Annotated in this window: 18 protein-coding genes and 1 pseudogene; 8 read left to right on the top strand and 11 right to left on the bottom strand. The window is 45.1% G+C overall.

Going from position 1 to position 19753, the window contains the following annotated elements:
• Window positions 1–79: 79 nt before the first annotated feature.
• The 6 genes and pseudogenes from AK95_RS10780 to AK95_RS34750 form a co-directional block, all read right to left on the bottom strand.
• Window positions 80–778: a FadR/GntR family transcriptional regulator gene (locus tag AK95_RS10780; RefSeq protein WP_071219967.1), complete on the bottom strand. Its 699-nt coding sequence runs from the start codon at window positions 776–778 to the stop codon at window positions 80–82.
• Window positions 779–1114: 336 nt separating this feature from the next.
• On the bottom strand, window positions 1115–1408 hold the full coding sequence (locus tag AK95_RS10775; protein WP_071219966.1) for a hypothetical protein: 294 nt from the start codon (window positions 1406–1408) through the stop codon (window positions 1115–1117).
• 48 nt (window positions 1409–1456) lie between these two features.
• A complete protein-coding gene (locus AK95_RS10770) occupies window positions 1457–2248 on the bottom strand; it encodes a lipid II flippase Amj family protein (RefSeq protein ID WP_071219965.1) in 792 nt (263 codons plus the stop codon).
• A gap of 103 nt (window positions 2249–2351) precedes the next feature.
• Complete coding sequence (locus AK95_RS10765) at window positions 2352–2861, bottom strand: hypothetical protein (protein ID WP_235613082.1); 510 nt, start codon at window positions 2859–2861, stop codon at window positions 2352–2354.
• Window positions 2862–2929: 68 nt separating this feature from the next.
• The gene (locus tag AK95_RS34755) at window positions 2930–3613 is read right to left on the bottom strand and encodes a Gfo/Idh/MocA family protein (protein ID WP_235613101.1); all 684 of its coding nucleotides are present in this window, start codon (window positions 3611–3613) and stop codon (window positions 2930–2932) included.
• A 99-nt stretch (window positions 3614–3712) separates the two neighbouring features.
• Window positions 3713–4014, bottom strand: a pseudogene (locus tag AK95_RS34750) (Gfo/Idh/MocA family protein); the annotation flags it as partial.
• A gap of 378 nt (window positions 4015–4392) precedes the next feature.
• On the opposite strand from AK95_RS34750, the gene AK95_RS10755 reads away from it, so the two are divergent.
• From AK95_RS10755 to AK95_RS10745, 3 genes are read left to right on the top strand one after another with little or no spacing between them, the layout of a single operon-like run.
• Window positions 4393–5931 (top strand): spore germination protein, encoded by a 1539-nt coding sequence (locus tag AK95_RS10755; RefSeq protein ID WP_071219964.1) that lies wholly within the window; start codon window positions 4393–4395, stop codon window positions 5929–5931.
• A gap of 26 nt (window positions 5932–5957) precedes the next feature.
• The gene (locus AK95_RS10750; RefSeq protein ID WP_071219963.1) at window positions 5958–7049 is read left to right on the top strand and encodes a spore germination protein; all 1092 of its coding nucleotides are present in this window, start codon (window positions 5958–5960) and stop codon (window positions 7047–7049) included.
• Window positions 7046–8245 (top strand): Ger(x)C family spore germination protein, encoded by a 1200-nt coding sequence (locus AK95_RS10745; protein ID WP_083397588.1) that lies wholly within the window; start codon window positions 7046–7048, stop codon window positions 8243–8245. Before AK95_RS10750 ends, AK95_RS10745 begins: the two co-directional genes overlap by 4 nt.
• Here the strand turns inward: AK95_RS10745 and AK95_RS10740 are convergent.
• From AK95_RS10740 to AK95_RS10720, 5 genes are all read right to left on the bottom strand, one after another.
• Complete coding sequence (locus AK95_RS10740) at window positions 8224–8652, bottom strand: GNAT family N-acetyltransferase (protein WP_071219962.1); 429 nt, start codon at window positions 8650–8652, stop codon at window positions 8224–8226. The genes AK95_RS10745 and AK95_RS10740 overlap by 22 nt on opposite strands.
• A gap of 13 nt (window positions 8653–8665) precedes the next feature.
• Window positions 8666–9040 carry a sensory rhodopsin transducer gene (locus AK95_RS10735; RefSeq protein WP_071219961.1) on the bottom strand — a complete coding sequence of 125 codons (375 nt, stop codon included), beginning with the start codon at window positions 9038–9040 and terminating at the stop codon, window positions 8666–8668.
• Window positions 9041–9085: 45 nt separating this feature from the next.
• A complete protein-coding gene (locus AK95_RS10730) occupies window positions 9086–10288 on the bottom strand; it encodes an MFS transporter (RefSeq protein ID WP_071219960.1) in 1203 nt (400 codons plus the stop codon).
• A 206-nt stretch (window positions 10289–10494) separates the two neighbouring features.
• Window positions 10495–11595: a radical SAM/SPASM domain-containing protein gene (locus tag AK95_RS10725; protein WP_071219959.1), complete on the bottom strand. Its 1101-nt coding sequence runs from the start codon at window positions 11593–11595 to the stop codon at window positions 10495–10497.
• A complete protein-coding gene (locus AK95_RS10720) occupies window positions 11579–12760 on the bottom strand; it encodes a radical SAM protein (protein WP_071219958.1) in 1182 nt (393 codons plus the stop codon). Before AK95_RS10720 ends, AK95_RS10725 begins: the two co-directional genes overlap by 17 nt.
• 342 nt (window positions 12761–13102) lie before the next feature.
• Between AK95_RS10720 and AK95_RS10715 the strand changes: the two genes are divergently transcribed.
• The 5 genes from AK95_RS10715 (at window position 13103) to AK95_RS10695 (ending at window position 19738) form a co-directional block, all read left to right on the top strand.
• A complete protein-coding gene (locus AK95_RS10715) occupies window positions 13103–14836 on the top strand; it encodes a cache domain-containing sensor histidine kinase (RefSeq protein ID WP_071219957.1) in 1734 nt (577 codons plus the stop codon).
• Between the two features lie 13 nt (window positions 14837–14849).
• Window positions 14850–16397 (top strand): response regulator, encoded by a 1548-nt coding sequence (locus AK95_RS10710; protein WP_071219956.1) that lies wholly within the window; start codon window positions 14850–14852, stop codon window positions 16395–16397.
• 143 nt (window positions 16398–16540) lie between these two features.
• A complete protein-coding gene (locus tag AK95_RS10705; protein ID WP_071219955.1) occupies window positions 16541–17881 on the top strand; it encodes an ABC transporter substrate-binding protein in 1341 nt (446 codons plus the stop codon).
• Between the two features lie 118 nt (window positions 17882–17999).
• Window positions 18000–18899: a carbohydrate ABC transporter permease gene (locus AK95_RS10700; RefSeq protein WP_009589786.1), complete on the top strand. Its 900-nt coding sequence runs from the start codon at window positions 18000–18002 to the stop codon at window positions 18897–18899.
• Between the two features lie 62 nt (window positions 18900–18961).
• The gene (locus AK95_RS10695; protein ID WP_373456890.1) at window positions 18962–19738 is read left to right on the top strand and encodes a carbohydrate ABC transporter permease; all 777 of its coding nucleotides are present in this window, start codon (window positions 18962–18964) and stop codon (window positions 19736–19738) included.
• The last annotated feature ends 15 nt before the right edge of the window (window positions 19739–19753 follow it).

Below are 19753 nucleotides of genomic sequence, written 5' to 3'. Positions count from 1 at the left end.
CTCTACCAACATATTCACCCATGACCATTGGATAATTGGATTATCCAATTTGTGCTAAAAGGGGGACGTTTCTCCCCTCTTAAACATGAATGTAGTTTTTCTGTATGTTTTCTTTAACCCTTCTGAGATGGTTCAGCAAAGCCAGCTTCGCTTTTACCGGGTCACGTTCCTTAATGGCTTGCAAAATAAGTAAATGTTCTTCGTAGACCTCGCTCTTGCGACCCGGAATCTGGGCGGTTTTGCTCAGTGTCCGCTGCAGCAAATCCATATGCAATTCAATCATATTGACGAGTACAACGTTATGCGTGGCTTTCGCAATCGACAAGTGGAATGCTTGATCCGGCTTCGATCGATCGTCCGCATTCTGATCGATCTCCCCCCAAGTCGCGAAGGCTGCCTCAATCTCGGCGATATCCTCATCGGTTGCGCGCTTTGCCGCCAGCTCTACAATTCCGGTCTCAAACAATTCGCGCGCCTCTAACAACTCAATGATGGTCGCACGTTCGATATTATCCAGGATGCGGCTGCGATCCTCGGCAACATCCAGTGCCTTGCTCAAGAAACGCCCGCCTCCGGGTCTGGCTTCGATCAATCCTTCGCGCTCCAGAATGCGGAAAGCTTCCCGCAATGTCCCGCGGCTAATGCCAAACGATTGGGCCAGCTCCCGCTCTGTCGGAAGAACGTCGCCCGGGGTCAGATTTCCTTCCAGAATCAAATTCTTGATCTGTTCGATGACATCCTCGTACACCCGATGATATTTAATCTTCTTAATGGTCATATGACTACCCTCTCTATCCCTACTTGCGCAGACGATAATTGGGTGACCCAATTAACCGCATGTTTAGCATAAACGCATCCGAATAGGCTGTCAAGCATAAAAATAGCGCTTACATAACCGTTTTAAAGGCTTGTCAGCACCTAATATACAGATACACCGGATAATTGGGTGACCCAATCAACTTCATCTTGTCCTCTTTTTCCACACCTTCTAGTATGGATTACTTCCAATATGCGTAACGTCTATAATCCAACTTCGACCATATATTCAAGACAAATAACCCTGGCTTGGATAGGAATCCATGACAGGGTTTATGCTCACTTAGATAATCCAATGTTAGGATTGCGGTCTTCGTTTTGCCAACATCCATCTAACACTCCCATATAAGCAGCCTAATACAATAAAGCCTCCAATTGCAGCCACGGTAATCCATTCGCTATTCCGCTCAATCATTCCAAAAGCTGCCTGAGCCGGCAGGGATTCCGTCTGTTCATATTGCCTGCTCAGATCCAGATCCCGCACATATCTCTGTGTTAGCACCATGCCTTGCAGCATCATAAAAACAAAATAGCCAATATATATCGCTGCAGCGAACAGCACGGATTCCATCACTACACGTTTACGCGTCATTACGATTCTTCCTCTCTCCTTCTGGCGTTCATGCAACAATCACAGTCCTTATATCCACTTCACAATCTCACTGATTACATAAGCGGCTGGAATGATCACGAGCTGTGCCAGCATGGTCCCAAAAAACCTTGAAACCATCAGCATCGTATATACTTTGCCAAGCTGATCCCTCGCTTCCTCGTTCCGAGTCGCCTTATCGGTAATCAAACCAAGCTGGGGATCAATAAATATCGTTAAAATAATGGTCGCGATTCCGTTGATTAACCCGGATGCCTGAGATGCTGTGGTGCTGTACTGAGGAATGAGGTGAGCTGCATACAGGGATGACAGGACACCTACGGTGTAAAAAGCCGTGACCACAATATTCAGGATAATAAACCGTTTAGGTACTCCTAAGTAACGAAACTGACTCCATTTCAAGTTGGGTTTTCTTATGTAATGCCTTGTGTTCTTAAGCTGTCCAATGGTCACACTGGATACCAGCTTCGGAATCGATCCGGCGACCTCCAGCTTGCTGATGACTCTGCTGAACAGATTGACAAAGGTGGGAAACAGTGCGATTGCAACAATGGTTCCGATCGAGGCGGCTAACAGAATCGCCCTGAAATAAGAGAGCACATCAAATGAAGGATCCAACTTCGCATAATCAACAAACTTGGCTGTCAGCGGAGCTTGAACTAAGTTGGACGTTCGGGAAACCAGCACAATAATCCCCGTCAACGATAATGCAACAGCGATCTTGTTTAGCTTCACTCCGGCATATCTTGCGGAGTACGACAAGGTTTCGGCCGTATGAATAATCATCGTCAGCACAAACACAACGATCAAGCTCTGTAGCATAGAGGGTTCCTCCCTACCTGAGGTTCAGGTCAAACACCGTACCCTATATTGTGGCAATTGGGTCTGCAAGCTCTCTGCCTACTCTTTATATCTATCCGATTTACTACCGGATTAGTACGTGCCCTCCCTGCTCTTCCAGCATCAAAGCCGTCCGGCTATAAATCTGGTGCAGCTGCTGGCGGGTTATGAGACTGGCTTTATGTTCAAACGTTACATGAAACTGTGAATTGCGATCTGCAAGATACCGCATATAAGCGTAAGCATCTCCGTAATTCACATCATGATCATGCTCCGGCAGGACAGGCAGGTGATGCGTGAACTTGTCCTCATCATAAAATACGTTGCTGTAATGGACCACATATACCCGGGATGCCATCCGATCCAGAAAATGATACGGGTCAAAACCGCGAAAGGCCCTGCGGGTAATATCAAGTCTGGCCGTATCCAGCACAAACCCGATGTCAGGATAATCGTGAAAGCTATCTAGAAACACATCCTCGTAATCACCAAAAAAATCATGCTCCAGTACAATGCGCTGCCCGTAGCGGAGCTGCAGCTCACAAAGAAACTCAAATAACCGCTTGGAAATGTCCCGGAATTTTGTTTTGCTCAATTGGTTGTAACTATAACGATGTGCGGAATCGGGCAGTCTCGGATACGGAGTAAAGGGCTTTAACTTTCCTATTCCCCATTTCGAATCATGGATCCATAATCAACGCTGACTCGGCTGTTCGTAACGGACGAAAGACGAATCGCATCCAGAACAGCTTGTACCTTGTGGCCATCCTCGAAATTCGGCATATTCAACACTGATCGATTTGCAGTTATGCTCTGATATATGCCGTCAATCATCTGATAGAAGCCGTTATAATAGGGCACTGCCGGGGCTTCCAGGTTAGCCGGCGGATCAAACGGAACCATCGGGATAGATTCAAACGCCCCGCCGAAGCTGCATTCGAGGGTATGATCATTTCGCATCACCAGCGTCCCCTTCGTCCCGTAGATCTCTAACGTCCATCCCGCTCCGCGGATCCCCGGAAAAAATACATCCGCAAGGAAAGAAGCACCGCCCTTAAAACACCCTGTGAAGGTAAAGGCATCCTCAGCATCCCTAAGCTCAAGCCCTGCATCTCCGTTATAGGCCGGAACCTGGGTTCTCAGGTCGCCGTACACTTCTGTAATTTCTTCGTCCATCCACCACAAGAGGGAATCTACCATATGCGAACCGATCGCAAACAGGAATCCACCGCCATCCTCGCTGCGTGCTTCCCATCCCCGGTAAGAATTAGACAGTACGGAGTGGCCGGAAAAGCTCCCTGTATATTTGATATGCTGTATGTCTCCGAGTTCTTTACCTTGCAGCATGTGCTTGATTCGTTGCCGAATCGGTGTCCATCTCCATTGAAAATTAACGAAAGCTTGTCGATCCACCTGTTCTGACGCTCTCCACATCTGTAACGTTTGCTCCGTATTCATGCCCAGAGGCTTCTCCGTCAGGACATGATAGCCGGACTGGAGGGCGAGCATCGTCATTTCATAATGATGGACGGCGCCGATACAATCGATACCAGATCTAACGGTTCACTCTCCAGCATGTCACGCCAGTCCCTGTAATACGGAATTCCATTCCACGAGCGCTCCTCCGTGCGCTGTCGATGCACACTGGCAATGGATTTCACCTTCATCCCCGGGTGCAGCTGAAGAATGGGAGCATGAACGGTACCGCCAAATCCGGTCCCTATGATCCCTACCGACAATGTCTTCATCTTATGGTAACCTCCTAACGCACATCGGCTACTTGTATGAAGTTATTTTAACATTATTTCCCTTTCGTGTATCCAGTGTCTTTGGTCAAGCCAAACTTATCAATGGATCCTTAGTTCCGCTCCTGCATAGTCGTCGATGTATTAAGTTTAAACGGTTGTTGCTTAGATAATAATGGAATTATAAAGACTTACGCTTAAATGGCGCTAATGCTGGCATGACAGGGGGATTAACATGTGGAGAATGGTGCTTTCCTACCTTCCGGATTGGAAGGTCTTTATGCAGGGTTTTATCGCATTTATGGTTCCATATATAATCTCAAGGTTTTTTAAGTGGGTTCATAACTCAAAGGAAGACTGAGGAAATGGCGGGGTTCAACAATGAAACAACATGACCATGAAAACAACAAAACATTGGATCCTGCTGAAACCTCAATAAACCGTTTTTCGGGGAACTTCGCCTTGGATCTTGAACTGATGAGAACAAGGATCGGCCATAACTCGGATGTGCAATTTAGGGAGTTTTACATTGGAGGCACAGGCATTGGTGCTGCCATCATTTACGTAGACGGACTGTCGGATAAAGAGCTCATCGACCAACACATTATGAAATCGCTTATGGTGAGCTTCTCCGAAAAAAATAATCAGGATCCATCTCTTGTGCATGGGGTCCTTTCTAAAGAGTTGATTAAAAATCAAGTTCTTACCATTAGTGAAGTAACAGAAACACAACATGTTAATGACTTAACGTCCAAGATATTGACAGGTTCGACTGCACTGTTAGTGGATGGATTGCAGCATGTGCTCATTCTCGGTACGACCAAAGGGAAATCGCGCAGTATTGAAGAACCGTCTTCGGAACCATTGGTTAGAGGCCCACGGGTAGGTTTCACAGAATCGTTACGTGATAATACCGCTCTTTTACGACAGCACGGTGACAACAACAACTTATCCATCATTAAGTTTCAAGTAGGGCAAAGTTCAAAAAAAGAACTTGTCATTGCTTATATCAAAGATATGGCTGATCCTGCTTTGGTGGAAGAGGTCCAGAAAAGAATCCAAAAAATAAATATAGATGATGTACCGGAATCAGGCTATGTAGAACAGCTGATCGAGGATAATTACCTCAGTCCTTTTACCCAAGTGCAGAATACGGAGCGTCCCGACCGCGTTTACAGTGCCTTGATGGAAGGACGAGTAGCGATCTTGTTAGATGGGACGCCTTTCGCTTTGATCGTTCCGATTTCGTTTAGTATGATGCTGCACTCACCAGAGGACTATTATGATCGTTGGTTACCTACTTTTCTCATCCGCCTGTTGCGTTATTTTGCGGCTTTTATATCGCTATTTGGACCCTCCTTGTATATTTCGTTTGTATCATTTCACCAGGGATTGATCCCAACCAAACTGGCCTTGTCTATCATGGGCACGAGGGAAGGTGTACCGTTTCCGGCACTAATCGAAGCTCTGATCATGGAAGTAGCCATCGAGATTTTGCGGGAAGGTGGGCTGCGATTACCTAAACCCATTGGTCCGGCCATGGGTATCGTCGGTGGTCTGGTCATAGGAGAAGCTGCCGTACAAGCGGGGATTGTGAGTCCAATTATGGTGATCGTGGTGGCTTTAACCGCCATTTCTTCCTTTGCCATCCCTCAATACAGCGCTGGGATTACGTTTCGTATGCTTCGTTTTATAGCCATGTTTTTCGCTGCAGTGTTTGGATTATACGGTGTCGTTCTGTTTTTCCTTTTCTTTTGCAGCCATTTAGTAAGGTTGGAGAGTTTTGGTGTTCCCTTTGTCACTCCGATCGTTCCATATCGAGTAAGTGATTGGAAAGACTTTATGATTCGTATGCCACTCGTGAAGATGAAACGCCGTCGGAAGGCGATACACAGGAAAGACTCCATCCGTAAAGGATAGCTCTCTATGAAAGGAAATAATCCAACATGATAGGTAGTTCAAAAGAACAAATTACGAATTCGCAAGCAGTGGTGATCCTCGTCAACTATATTCTTGCTGCCGGGATTCTAACCCTACCGCGAACATCTGTGGAGAAAGTGAAAACACCGGATGTTTGGATCACCGTGATTTTGGGCGGGATGATCGCCATGCTCGTAGCGTTGATCATCGTGAAATTAAACCAGCGATTCCCCGGAAAAACCTTTTATCAATATAACCAGGAAATTGTAGGTAAATGGATGGGCGGGTTCTTCAGTTTACTTGTTATCGGCTACTTTTTTACCATTTCTGCCTATGAAGTCAGAACAATGGCAGAAGTAACCGGCCTTTTTTTGCTGGAAGGCACCCCCACCTGGGCCATCATTCTGCCTTTCATGTGGATAGGTCTCTATCTGATCATAGGCGGAATCAACACGCTCGCCCGTTTGTTTGAAATCATATTCCCTATTACGATCGTCATCTTTTTACTGGTTGCCTTTTTGAGCTTAGGCATATTTGAGATCGATAATCTCCGTCCCGTATTAGGATTGGGAATTAGCCCCATGCTAAAAGGAATAAAGACAACCGTTCTCGCATTTTTAGGTTCTGAAATTATGCTGCTCCTTGTTGCGTTTATGCAAAAGCCGGACAAAGCCGTTAAAGTTGTTCTAATCGGTGTTTCCATCCCTTTGCTCTTTTACGTCATCACCGTTGTCATGGTCATCGGAGCCCTGTCGATTGATGGAGTGGTCATGAGTACATGGCCTACCCTTGAGCTTATGCGAAGTTTTGAAATCCCCGGATTGATCTTTGAACGGTTTGAATCTTTGCTGCTGGTAATATGGATTATGCAAATATTCACGACCTTTACCATTACCTATTACGCAGCTGCTTTAGGGATGGCGCAGCTCTTCAAAAAGAAGATTCATCCATTTATATATGGCTTGATTCCGATTATTTACGTCATTGCCATGGTTCCAAAAAATATCAATGACCTTTTTGGATTTGGCGATATCATCGGACATGTCGCGCTATTATTATTTGCTGTTCTGCCAGTAATTTTACTTCTAATATCGAAACTGAGAGGTGGAAAAGCTTGAAGCACATCACGATACGGATCCTCTTGAGTGCACTGTTGGTTTTTATAATCCTGCCCCTTACAGGATGTTGGAGCAATAAAGAAATTGAAGATTTGGCACTCATTGTGGGTACTTCGATGGATTTGGAAAAACAGGGAGGTCCTCGGGAAGAGTCAGCGGGACAAGCAGGCGGTCAGCCTCACCGGAATCGAATTACGATAACCAATCAATTTGTTACCTCAGAGACTACAGGAAAAGGAACAAAAACAGGATCATCACCACAAAAAGCTTACAATAACGTTTCTGAAACAGGAGATGCGATCCTGCCGACTTTGCGTAATATGGTATTAAGAATCGACAAGCGCGCCTTTGCTGAGCATTCAAAAGTGATTATCATTGGAGAGAATCTTGCACGTACGCTGGATATGCAAAAGATTTTGGATTTTTATATTAGGGAACAGGAGATGAGACCAAGCGGACTCCTTCTTATCGCTCGAAACCGTGCGAGTCAAACGCTAGAATCGAACAAACCAATGGATATTCCAGCGTTTCAACTCGTTGAAATGACACACGGTCACGGAAGAACAACCAAAATTCTGCCTCCTACTACAATTACCAAGATAGAGGGGAAGCTGCATTCAGGAGCCAGCTTTCTTTTGCAAAATGTCGTTTCGACGAAAGGAGAAATAAAATTCACCGGAGCTGCCGTCATTGAAGGGAAAACTAAAAAACTGCGCGGCTTTTTGAATGAAAAGGACTTGGAGGGCTTAACGTGGATATCCGGAAATGGAAAAGGCGGTTTGGTAAAAAGCGTTGATAGAGAGACTGGCCAGCCAATTATATACGAAGTGATATCCATGAAAAGTAAAATTATACCTCACGTTAATGGGAATAACATCTCGTTTGATATAAAAATCGAGTCTGAAGGAAGAATTGCCGAGCATTGGGTGGTTTCGGAGAAAAGCATCGATACTGACTTTTTGAAAAGAGTGGAAAAAGCAGTTGAAGAAGAGGTGGAGCGTTTAGTTGAGAATGTACTGGATAAAATTCAACATGAATACAAAACGGACGTTGCCGGCTTCGGAAACCAATTGAGAATTAGATATCCTCGTATTTGGAAAACAACCAAAAAAGATTGGGATCAAATATTTAGTGAGGTTCCGATGAAGTCTGAGGTGAAAGTAACGATCAAAGATTATGGGACATCCGTTGAATGAGTTCGCTTTATATCCTTCTTCATCCCAATTGTAAATCGCTGAAAACCCAGCTTCTCATAATACGGTTCCAGCCCTTCTTCACACATCAGTTGCGGGAAGACCCGGGACTTCTCGCAATGTTCAACCAATCGATGGAGGATCTGTCGGCCTATCCCCTTGAACTGATAATTCGGATGTACGCCTAATCCGCAAATAACGCCGGTGATCACCCCATCGGAAATTACACGTCCCATGCCTACCAGTCGCGGTCCTTCATAAGCATAAATGGCATACCAGCTCTGCAAACACATGGTTTTCAATTCGGTAACGGATAGATGAATAGAGTTCCAACCAAGCGAAGCGTACAAAGCTTCCAATTGACGAAAATCCTCTGGCGGCTCTGAGGTATATATTATATCCTGTACCATTCAATGACCTTCCTTAGGATCGGGTTACCGCATACGCCATGACACTCATCAAGGCATTCTCGGGCTGAGTCGAATCGAGACGGCTGTATTGAACAAATACGGGTGCACTGCTCGTAACTTCCATGGCATAAGGAATACCTGGAGGTATACCGTCCCCGACGTCCGTTTGAAGCGTGCTCGTTCGTATATGTTTGGTTCTTCTAGCTGGTACGATGGTTTCCATTCCCAGCAACGGATCACGATCCTCGAAGTAAGCATGAATCGTAACCACAACGTTCTGCTCGGATAAGTTCAAAACACAGACGGATTCATGACTGGTTAGTTCTCCGCTGCTTTCAGGAGGGATATACCCATCCGGAATAATCCAATGTTTTTCACCTTTTGACATGTGTTTCACTCCTCACTTCGTATAAGGTAATGTAGAATATATTCGCTATTGGCGTCGAAGTTCCTTTTTCATAAGTAATGCAACCGGCAGAAGAGCCGCAATTCCGCAAATGATCCAAGATACTTGAATCGGAAATTGACTTGAAGTGAGATCTGTGTAATTTTTACTTATAATCCCTGTTACTAAAAGACCGATACACATCCCTATCTGGGTAATGGCCGAGTCCAACGATAAGATGGTAGCCCTATAGTCACTAGCAATTCTCTTGTTTATATATATTTTCCTGGCTGCCGGATACATGCCGCGTCCGATTTCATATATAAGAAATGAGATAAGAACCGGATAGAAATCATTAAACCATCCGGCTATAGTTAGCCACACGCCAAGCATTAATAGAGAGAAGATTAATATCGTTGTGTCATCATAATACTTGCTTAATTTTTTTATAAGGTAGCCACCTAGACTCATAAATAGGGAATACACCGTCTTGATGACCCCGAAGATCCATAAGCCATGCTCGGATAAGCCCACAAATCGCGGTTGTTGAAAGGAGTTAGGCGCTGAATTAGAAAAACTGATAAATATGCCGATGATAAATATTACCCAAAGTTGCTTGCTGGACAAAATGATGTTGATACTACTGCCTATAATCTTCTTTACAGATTTTTCTTCGACTACGTCCCCAGTCTTAATAAACTTACTATGCTGATTTTCCTTTATGTATATGATAGATAGAACGATCAGGCTTAGACAGCAGATGATACTGATCATCCATGGCAGAACAAAATATATGCTGGCTAGCACTGCCCCTAGCAGACCACAGAAAAAACCAGCGATGTACATAATACTGCTCGATGTAGCAAAGATGTTTTCTATGGATTCATCTGAGTGATCCACAACCCATGATTCCAATGCTCCGGATTGTAAGCAGGTAGCGAGCGCACCGAATATTTGAGCAAGTATCAATAGAAGGAATTCATCCGTTAGCATAAACACCACCGCATAAATTAGATAGCATATAAATCCCAGGACAATTGAGATCTTCCTTCCAAATCGATCGGCAATGATTCCCGTCGGGATTTCCAACAGTAAAATACTTATAAACAGGACGATTAATAAATTATTAGCATATTGAAGGGAGAACCCTTTATTCATGATAAATAGAATCAATGTTGTTCCTGTAATTTCCATCATAAAGAACTGTATGAAAGTGATTATATAGAATAACCGATGTGCTTGTATTTTCATTGGAAGACCGCCAATCTGAACATTATTAAATGAGTTTCAGAACATATTGCCTAAGAAATTCAAAAGTCGTAACTGTTGGGTAGTAATGACAGTCACGACTAAGTTAAGCATAATCCTGTGTATGTTCTATTTATTGAAAATCGTATATTTTACATTTAAACCCAATTCATTTAAATATCTTATCATAGAATCTAGTTAATTTCATTCTAAATACTGGTTAACTCTTTAAAATTTTGTTGTGTTTCGACAGAGAATAAGGGGACAATATACTTTTCAAACATAGGCATGACCTCGCAATTTAGTGGGTCTTTTCTGAATATATCACCATATGATTCGAATGCGTTCGCTCTACAACCAGTTCCGCATATTTTAAGATATTTGCAATTTCTGCATTCTGTTATATCGGAGACCTTTAATTTCCAAAATTCCTTAAACTTTGATTGATCTTTTACTTCGCGAATTGAATGATTTTTTACATTCCCCAAATCGATTCCTAAAAATCTTGAACAAGGAGTAACCTCCCCTAGCCCTCTTATACCTAAATTCCTTTTGTTATATGAACAAGGATGCATCTCCAATTCTTTTTCAGCGAAATCAAAGTCCTCTAATCCTGGCCTATATAAATTAAACATCCACATTTCAAAGTCGGGTTTTTCATACAAGTAATCTTTTAAAATGCTGGCCAATTTGATAAAAATGAATTCTAGATCATTTTCACCGACCTGATTTGAATACTTTTTGTATCTGCCGATATTAAAAGGAAGATCTATTCTCCATGAATGAGGATTAAGTTCTTTTATGACGTTGTACAGTTCTTCTAACTCCCTAATATTAAATTTATTAATAATGGTATTAATAGTCACAGGGAATCCGAGGCCATTTAGTTTCCTGATATTTTTCAGTATGATATCCTCTGTGCCTCGACCTCTAATATAGTCATTGTTTACACCCTCATAACTTATTTTAATTTCGTCTATATTATCTTTTAAATCGATCAGTTCCTCCAAATTGTTATTGTCAATTAGGATCGCATTCGTGATAAATAGTGTTTTCAATTGGATAGAACGGCAATATTTTAGCAAAGGAATAAATTTGGGGCTTGTAAAAACTTCCCCCCCGGAAAAGATGATTTTTTTACATCCCATTGATTTGGCCTCATCAATTAATTCATACATCCTATCTAATTCAAGTTCCTGATTGATAAACTCCTTTTTATTGTAGTCACCATAAAAACAATGTTTACATGCTAAGTTGCACTTAACTGTAACATCCATATGCAGGTACAGAAGCTCAGGTTTCCTTTTCATAAGCTCCTCCTTGTCCATTTATTGCAAGTAACTCTTTATATTTCACACACTTCCCAAAAACAATCTCCTCATCTTTATAATTCTCGGCGGATATTAAACAAGGAAAGCAGGTTTTCAGTAAATAATCGCATGTTTGACAAGGTTCAAAGTTGCTATATAACTCATTTTTAGATTTGTTAATAATTGCTTTAAACTCCTGAAAGAAATCGTTACCCTTAACGATACTATTAAGATTGTGTTCAAGAATATTTTCAATAGGGTATACTTTATCAGGTACTCCTGTTACTTCATCGAACCTTATATATGGCTTGTAACTATCGCAAGGGTATACAAGCCCATCATTAGAGAGAAATATTGTTCCTCTAAATACAGGGCAGACATTCGAACTCCCCTGACGCAAGCCAGGAACACCAACTCTATCCGAAAAATACTTTTTCCCTAACTCTGGAAGGAAACATAACTCCAGTTTTGAGAGACGATTATCTTTGTTCTGAACCTGGGCATGACTTTGCTCAACATAGACAATCAGTTTTTCCAGCAACTCCAACTCATCGGTAAATGAAATTGAAAAATTATGTTTCTCATTTCCACTGGAGTTATATTCTAATATTTGAACCTTATCAACGTTTTTATTAATAAAATAATCGATAAGTTCAACTATAGTATCTTTATTTACGTTCATTAGAATGGTATTAGTGAATATTTTGTATTTTATATCTTCGCTCCTTCTCAGGTTTATTAAATGATCTAATGATTTGATCTGTTTGTCTAAAATATCTCTCCCCCTCACAGACTTTACAATTTCCTGATTTAATGAATCGATACTCAAGCCAATAAACTCTAGTTTTGAGTTCCTTAAAATCTGATCGTATTGTCCAGTATATAAATGTTCACCAGCAGTTATAAATCCAAAAGGGATATTAGATTTTTCAAGTTCTTTTGTTAAAACATGAATATGCTCATACTCTAGAGGATCTCCTCCTAGAAGAGTTATTCCCTTCAAATTTTCTACATTTGAGATATTTTCTATGATTTTCTTTAACTCTTCTTCATTCGTATCGGTATTCCACTTTTTTCTGGACTGGGCGTTTATGCAAAACTTACATCCCAATGTACACTTTTTGGTAAGATTCCATTTTACGTACATATAAAACTCCCTTTTCAAAAAGATTCCCCCTTATGAATAAGGGGGAGATTCTACTTGCAATTAGCAACAATGTGCACAAGAAAAAAGTACACGTCTTCGTTTTTTCATCTTGTCCACCTCCAATCATGATTACTTCGCCTTACAAATTAATATTATGTTAGATTTAAAGTTAAATATATGAAATTAATCACATTTTTTGGAATTAATTCGTTTTTCTCCTTGTTCAAATAACCGACTACATAAGCAAAGCCCCTTTAATTATTCCAGGTGCTGGAATAACAGCGCTTGTATTGACAGCGTTTACAGCCCGGTACATAATGTGTACACAACATTTTGGGACCAGCGCAAGGAGACGTTGCCGTGCAAAAATGGATAACGATTTATAAAAATATGAAAATCAAAAATAAGCTTTCCCTTCTTATCAGCTTAATTGTTGCCGTGGCATTCACGTTCGCCGTCATCGTCCAGCAGTATGCCTTCTCCATCTACGACGAGCAGCTGTACCTCAAATCATCCCAGGTCCTTCACCTGTCTTCCTCCGCGATTGAGGCAGAGCTCGAGCGGATCGAACAGTTATCTTTTAATATCATTACCGATACCCAGATCCAGAATATATTACGTTCCATCGCCGGAAGCGAATCCGACTATGACAGGCTCATCCTCCGGCAGCATTTGGTGGACCGCCTCCTGAATTACGTAGGCTCCGAGCCCATGCTCTACTCCATTCACCTGATCGATTCGTATGATCAGCAGCAGGACGTCGGCAGTGTTGTCCCGATTGATCCTGCCAAGAAGGAGCTGATTCTTCAGCTTGCCGGGGACGCGGACGGGGGAGAGCGCTGGATATACCCTGACGATACGGATTCTGCCCTTCTACTTTCCCGGGAAATAAGATCCTATTCCGGCACTTTGTTCGATCTTAACTATTTGGGTACCATCATCATACGCATCAATATGGACAAAATCGTCCGGAAGTCCGCCGGCGGGGAAAGCGACCTGATCGTAACTTCCGGTACCGATGTCATATATCCCACAACGCCGCACTTCGATCCGATCGTCATTCAATCCTCCCTGTCGTCCGGAAACGGGTACCTAACCCGGGAAATCGATGGCCATACCTACTTTATCGCACATAATCGATCTGGCAACACGGGCTGGACGTATATGAATGTTACACCCTTTAACCAAACCTTCAAGCAAATCATATTCATTAAAGAGCTTGTCATCATCGTGTTCACCGTTATTTTCGCGGTTGCGATTCTGCTCGGCATCCGGTTCAGCCGGGGTCTGACACGTCCTATCGAAAGTCTCATCACCCGGATGAAGCTCGCGGAAAAAGGAAACTTTGCGGAAGCCAACGTGCTCCCGCAGGACGCCGCCCCTGTCGCCATGAACGAGTTGGGCCTGCTGCATCGCACATTCCGTCTCATGATCGAAAGAATCAATGCCCTCATCACCGAGAATTATTCAAACCGGTTGTTGATCAAAGAGACCGAGTTCAAAGCGCTGCAAGCGCAAATCAACCCCCACTTTTTGTATAACACGCTGGAATCCGTAAACTGGCTGGCGAAGATGAACAAGCAAACCCAAATCTCCGACATGGTGCAAGCGTTAGCCTTCCTTCTCCGTAACTCCGTCAGTCTGAAGGAGCCGATTCTGACACTGGGTGAAGAACTGGAGATTGTCCGAAACTATGTCCTCATACAGAAGTTCCGGTTTGAAGACCGACTAGAGTTTACGCTGGATGTTAAGGAGCAGGATCTGCACCGCAAAATCCCCAAGCTGTCTCTCCAGCCTCTGCTCGAAAATGCAATTCATTATGCGCTTGAGCCGTCCGTTGACCCTTGCCAAATTTCGTTGTTCTGCAAGGAGACACCTTCCGCGTTCTGCGTCATCGTGGAGGATGACGGTCCCGGCATGGCACCAGATACCTTGAAGCAATTGCGAAATGGCGATTTAGCCACCAGCGGTAACGGGATCGGACTGTTAAATATCGATGAACGAATCAAGCTGGCTTTTGGCGACCACTACGGTTTGTCCATTGACAGCGGATCGGGTCCTGGGACCCGTGTAATTCTGTATTTACCCAAATAACGGAGGGATTCGGATGTACAAAGTTCTGCTTGTGGACGATGAACGGATTATACTGGATGGCATATCTCAGATGGTGGACTGGCGATCATACCGAACCGAGCTGGCTGGCACGGCCCAGAACGGAATTCAAGCATATGAAAAAATCGTCAGGGAGAGCCCGGATATCGTCGTTTGCGACATTCGCATGCCCGGGCTCGACGGTCTGGAGCTCGTTGCCAAGACCCACGCCTCCCATCCTCATATCAAATTCGTATTGCTGTCCGGCTTCGGCGAATTCGAGTATGCCAACCGCGCCATGCAATACGGCGTGAAGCATTATCTGCTGAAGCCGACCGACGAGGTCAAGATCGGAGGAGCGCTGAAAGAGGTCATCAACGAGTTGACCCAGGACCGGAACAAGGAAACGTTTGTCCAGGAAATGAAGAACCGGCTCCGGAAGGTACTGCCCCATGTCAAAGAACAGGTGCTCAAAGAGTTTGTCACCAACAAGACCTATGGGCGCCATGATCTGGAGGAGTACCGAAGCCTGTTCGAATACGATTTCGATCAGCCCGTCCGGCTGCTATTGTTCCAGCTGGAGGGCACGGTCGAATACGAGCATCAATTTGCCGTGAAGAACATTGCGGAGGATCTGTTGGACACAACGCTGCTGAGTACGACGATCGGACAGCATGTACTGGTGCTCATCGAGAACCAACATGATCAGCAGCGGCTCCATGAGCAGCTGCAGGATATCCGGTGTACTTTTAAACAGTATTACAAGATGGACGTCACAATCGCGATCAGCGATCCCGGACCTGTTACCCTGGCCCGGAAGCTGTACCGTGATACGCTGCAATGCTTGAACTACCGTTTCTATCTGGATGAGAGCGGGATGATCACGACGGAAGATACGCTGCACGCCGGCGGCCTGGAAGGAACGTTTGTCCTCGACGAGGAACGCCTGTGCATGCCGGTCCGATCCGGCCACCGCAACGAAGCGGAGCTTGCCTTGGCCGAATTTGTTCAGGAGCTGAAGCATGCGCAGCTTAGTATCGACATGACCAAATCCTATGTCATTCAGCAATATGTATCCCTCATCCGTCTAACCGACCCGGATCGGATGCAAGAACACTATGCACGGATTCCGGAAATCGCCGAGATGAGTACGCTTCAAGCCATTCAATCTTTCTTGGAGAAAACGGTACGGGAAATCACGCTGCGAAACTTCGAGCAAAACAAGGTCAAATATAATGCCATCGTCCGCAAGGTGGTTGAGATTATCGAGGAGCAGTTAGGGAACTCGGAGCTTACCCTCAATCTGGTGGCAAACGACATGCTGTATATGAACGCCGACTATCTCGGCAAGCTGTTCAAGAAGGAGACCGGCGAGAAGTTCTCCAATTACGTAATGAAACTTCGGATGAAGCGCGCAACCGAAATGATGGCAAGCAATCCCGATATCAAAATTTTTGAAATGGCGGAACGGCTCGGTTTCGGCGATAATCCTCAATATTTCAGCCAAGTGTTCAAGAAACAGATTGGCTGTACACCCTCTGAGTATATGAAAAAGAGTGATTAACTTGTACGTACATCTCTGCTTTTTAAACAAATTGCACGGTTTTTTTCCTTACTCTTTCCCCGCAAAAACTAGATAATTGGGAATGTAAGCATTAACATTTGGAGCGACATGAAATGGTTGATTAACAAAGGGGAGGAAATGGAATGAAAAAAGTGTTAAACGCGGTTCTGATGGTTTCCCTGTTCGGAAGTTTGATCGGCTGTTCGGGCGGCGGCGCCGCAGAACCACCGGCAAACGGCGGAACCGGAACGGAAACGCCGCCGGCGGCTGCAAGCGACAGCAAGGATCCGGTCAAGCTCCGCATTGCGTGGTGGGGCGGTCAGTCCCGGCATGATTATACCTTGAAGGTCATCGAGATGTATGAGTCCCAGAATCCGCATGTCACCATTGAGCCGGAGTATGCTCCATTCGATGACTATTGGAAGAAGCTTGCTCCCCAAGCGGTGGCCGGCGGACTTCCGGACATTATCCAGATGGACATCTCCTACCTGAATCAATATGCAGGCCGAAATCAGCTGGCGGATTTGAAGCCGTTTACCGAGAGCGGCGAGCTCGATGTCGCCGATGTCAGCGAGAATGCGCTGAGCGGCGGTGAGGTCAACGGCAAGCTGGTTGCCATGAACCTCGGCGTGAACGCACTCCAGACTACATTCGATGTGGAGACGATGAAGAAGAACGGCATCGATATTCCGCCCAAGGAATGGACCTGGGACGACATGGACAAGATGGGGGCCCAAGCCAAAGAAAAAGGCCTGCAAATCGGAGGCTTTGCTTACCGGCATGACGTCTTCTTCCCGTACTATTTAAGAACCATCGGGCAGAAAATGTACAGCGCTGACGGCAAAACCATCGGATACAGCGACGACCAGCCTTTTATCGATTACTTCACCCGCTACCAGAAATGGTACGACAACGGATATATCCTGTCCCTGGACAAGGAAGCCCAGAAGAAAGGCGTAGCCGAAGAGGATGAAATTGTCCTTGGCAACTCTATATCAGGCACCGGCTGGTCCAACCAATTCCTCGCCGTGGCCAATCTGGTAACGGATCGTCCATTAGAGCTGAATCCGATGCCGGGACCCGGAACAAAAGAAGGACTCTTCCTGAAACCTTCGATGTATTTCTCGGTCACCGAAACCTCCAAGCATAAAGAAGAAGCCGCCAAATTCATCAGCTTTTTCATCAACGACATTGAGGCCAACAAGCTGATCAAGGGCGAACGCGGCGTTCCCGTATCCGCCAAGGTGAAGGAAGCGCTCAAACCGCTCCTCTCCGAGAACGAAGCCAAAATTTTCGACTATGTTACTTGGGCTGAGGCCAACAGCACGCCAGGCGATCCGCCTAACCCGATCGGCGCGGTGGAGATCGAGAAGCTGCTGCGAGATCTCAGCGAACGCATCCTGTTCAAGAAAATCTCGATCGAAGATGCCGCGGCCGAGTTCCGCAAGGAAGCGAATGCCATCTTGGCCAGATCTCAGCAATAACCAGGACACGGCTAGACAAGGCATCTCCGGCACGTCTTTCCCGTGCAAGAGATGCCTTTTTACATCAGTGACCCCTGCACGGGGCGCAACCAAATCTGAATCGTAGGGGTTGAAATCTATGAAGAGGCTCCGTGAGAACGAGCACATCACCGGTTACGTGTTTTCAGCGCCGTTCGTTCTTGGTTTTCTCATCTTTACCTTATATCCAATCCTGTCGTCCCTGTATTATTCATTCACCAATTACAATCTGATGGAAGCGCCAAGATGGCTGGGCTTGGGGAATTATGAGCGGTTGTTTCTGGAGGACGACAAGATCGGCAAGTCCTTTCAGGTCACATTCACCTATGTATTCGCCAGCGTTCCCCTGCGACTCATATTCGCCCTCTTTGTTGCCATGATTCTGAATACCGCAACCAAAGCCGTAGGGTTGTACCGCTCCGCCTTCTACTTGCCTTCCCTCATCGGGGGAAGCGTGGCCGTGGCCATCATGTGGCAGCAGATCTTTGGCGACAAGGGACTCGTGAACTCTGCCCTGTCCCTCTTCGGAATTCACTCCACGACCTCTTGGATCGGGAATCCCAGCACGGCGCTATGGACGCTCATCGCATTGTCTATCTGGCAGTTCGGCTCCTCGATGATCATTTTTCTGGCCGGCTTGAAAAATATCCCGAAGGATTACTATGAGGCTGCCAGCGTGGACGGTGCCAATGCAGTCCATCGCTTTTTCAAGATTACGCTGCCTATGCTCAGCCCCATTATTTTGTTTAATTTGACGCTCCAGACGATTTCGGCGTTCCTGACCTTCACTCCGGCCTACATTATTTCGCGCGGAGAAGGCGGGCCCCTGGACCAGACGCTGCTCTATTCGCTCTATTTGTATCGCAAGGCGTTCTCGCATTTTGAGATGGGATACGCGTCGGCGCTTGCCTGGATCATGCTCATTATCGTTGGTGTCCTGACCCTGCTCATCTTCAGATCATCCACCCGCTGGGTTCATTACGAGTCGAAAGGAGATTGACGGTTATGACCAAATCCAGACGTGTTCTCTACCATACCCTGGTCGGATTGTTCGCCCTCGGCATGACCTATCCGATTCTGTGGCTGGTCGCCAGCTCGCTTAAACCCAATCATGAAATATTCACGACGGCTTACAGCCTGATTCCGAGCCGGCTGGAATTCTCGAATTATGCTACAGGCTGGAAGGGTTTTGCCGGGACTACCTTCGGTACCTTCTTTAAAAATTCTTTTATCATTGTCATCATATCCACCATCGGTGCCGTCGCTTCCTCTGCGCTTGTCGCCTTCGGCCTAGCTCGGACCAAGTTCTTCGGCCAGCAATTCTGGTTCGCCTGCATGATGATTACGATGATGCTGCCTCATGATGTCGTGATCGTTCCGCAGTATGTCATGTTCGCCAAATTCGGCTGGCTGTCTTCCTTCAAACCATTAATTGTTCCCCAATTCTTTGGCATTCCGTTCTTCATCTTCCTGATTATGCAATTTATCCGCACCATTCCGAAGGAACTGGATGAAGCCGCCAAAATTGACGGATGCAGCAAATACGGGATATTTTTCCGGATCGTTGTGCCATTGATCGTCCCCGCTCTCATTACGTGTTCAATCTTCTCCTTCTACTGGAGATGGGATGATTTCATCAATCCGCTCATTTACTTAAACAATCCGGAGAAATACCCGGTGTCACTTGCCTTGAAGCTGTTCCTTGACGGGGAGTCGCTTAATAACTGGGGCGGCATGTTTGCTATGGCTACCTTATCGCTGCTGCCGGTCGTCATCGTCTTCTTTATCTTCCAGAAATATATCGTGGAAGGAATCAGCACGACGGGATTGAAAGGGTAATTCATACAGATAGAA

The organism is Paenibacillus sp. LC231 (genome assembly GCF_001860525.1).
GTDB lineage: Bacteria > Bacillota > Bacilli > Paenibacillales > Paenibacillaceae > Paenibacillus_AQ.
This window is presented reverse-complemented; position numbering and strand designations above follow the sequence as displayed.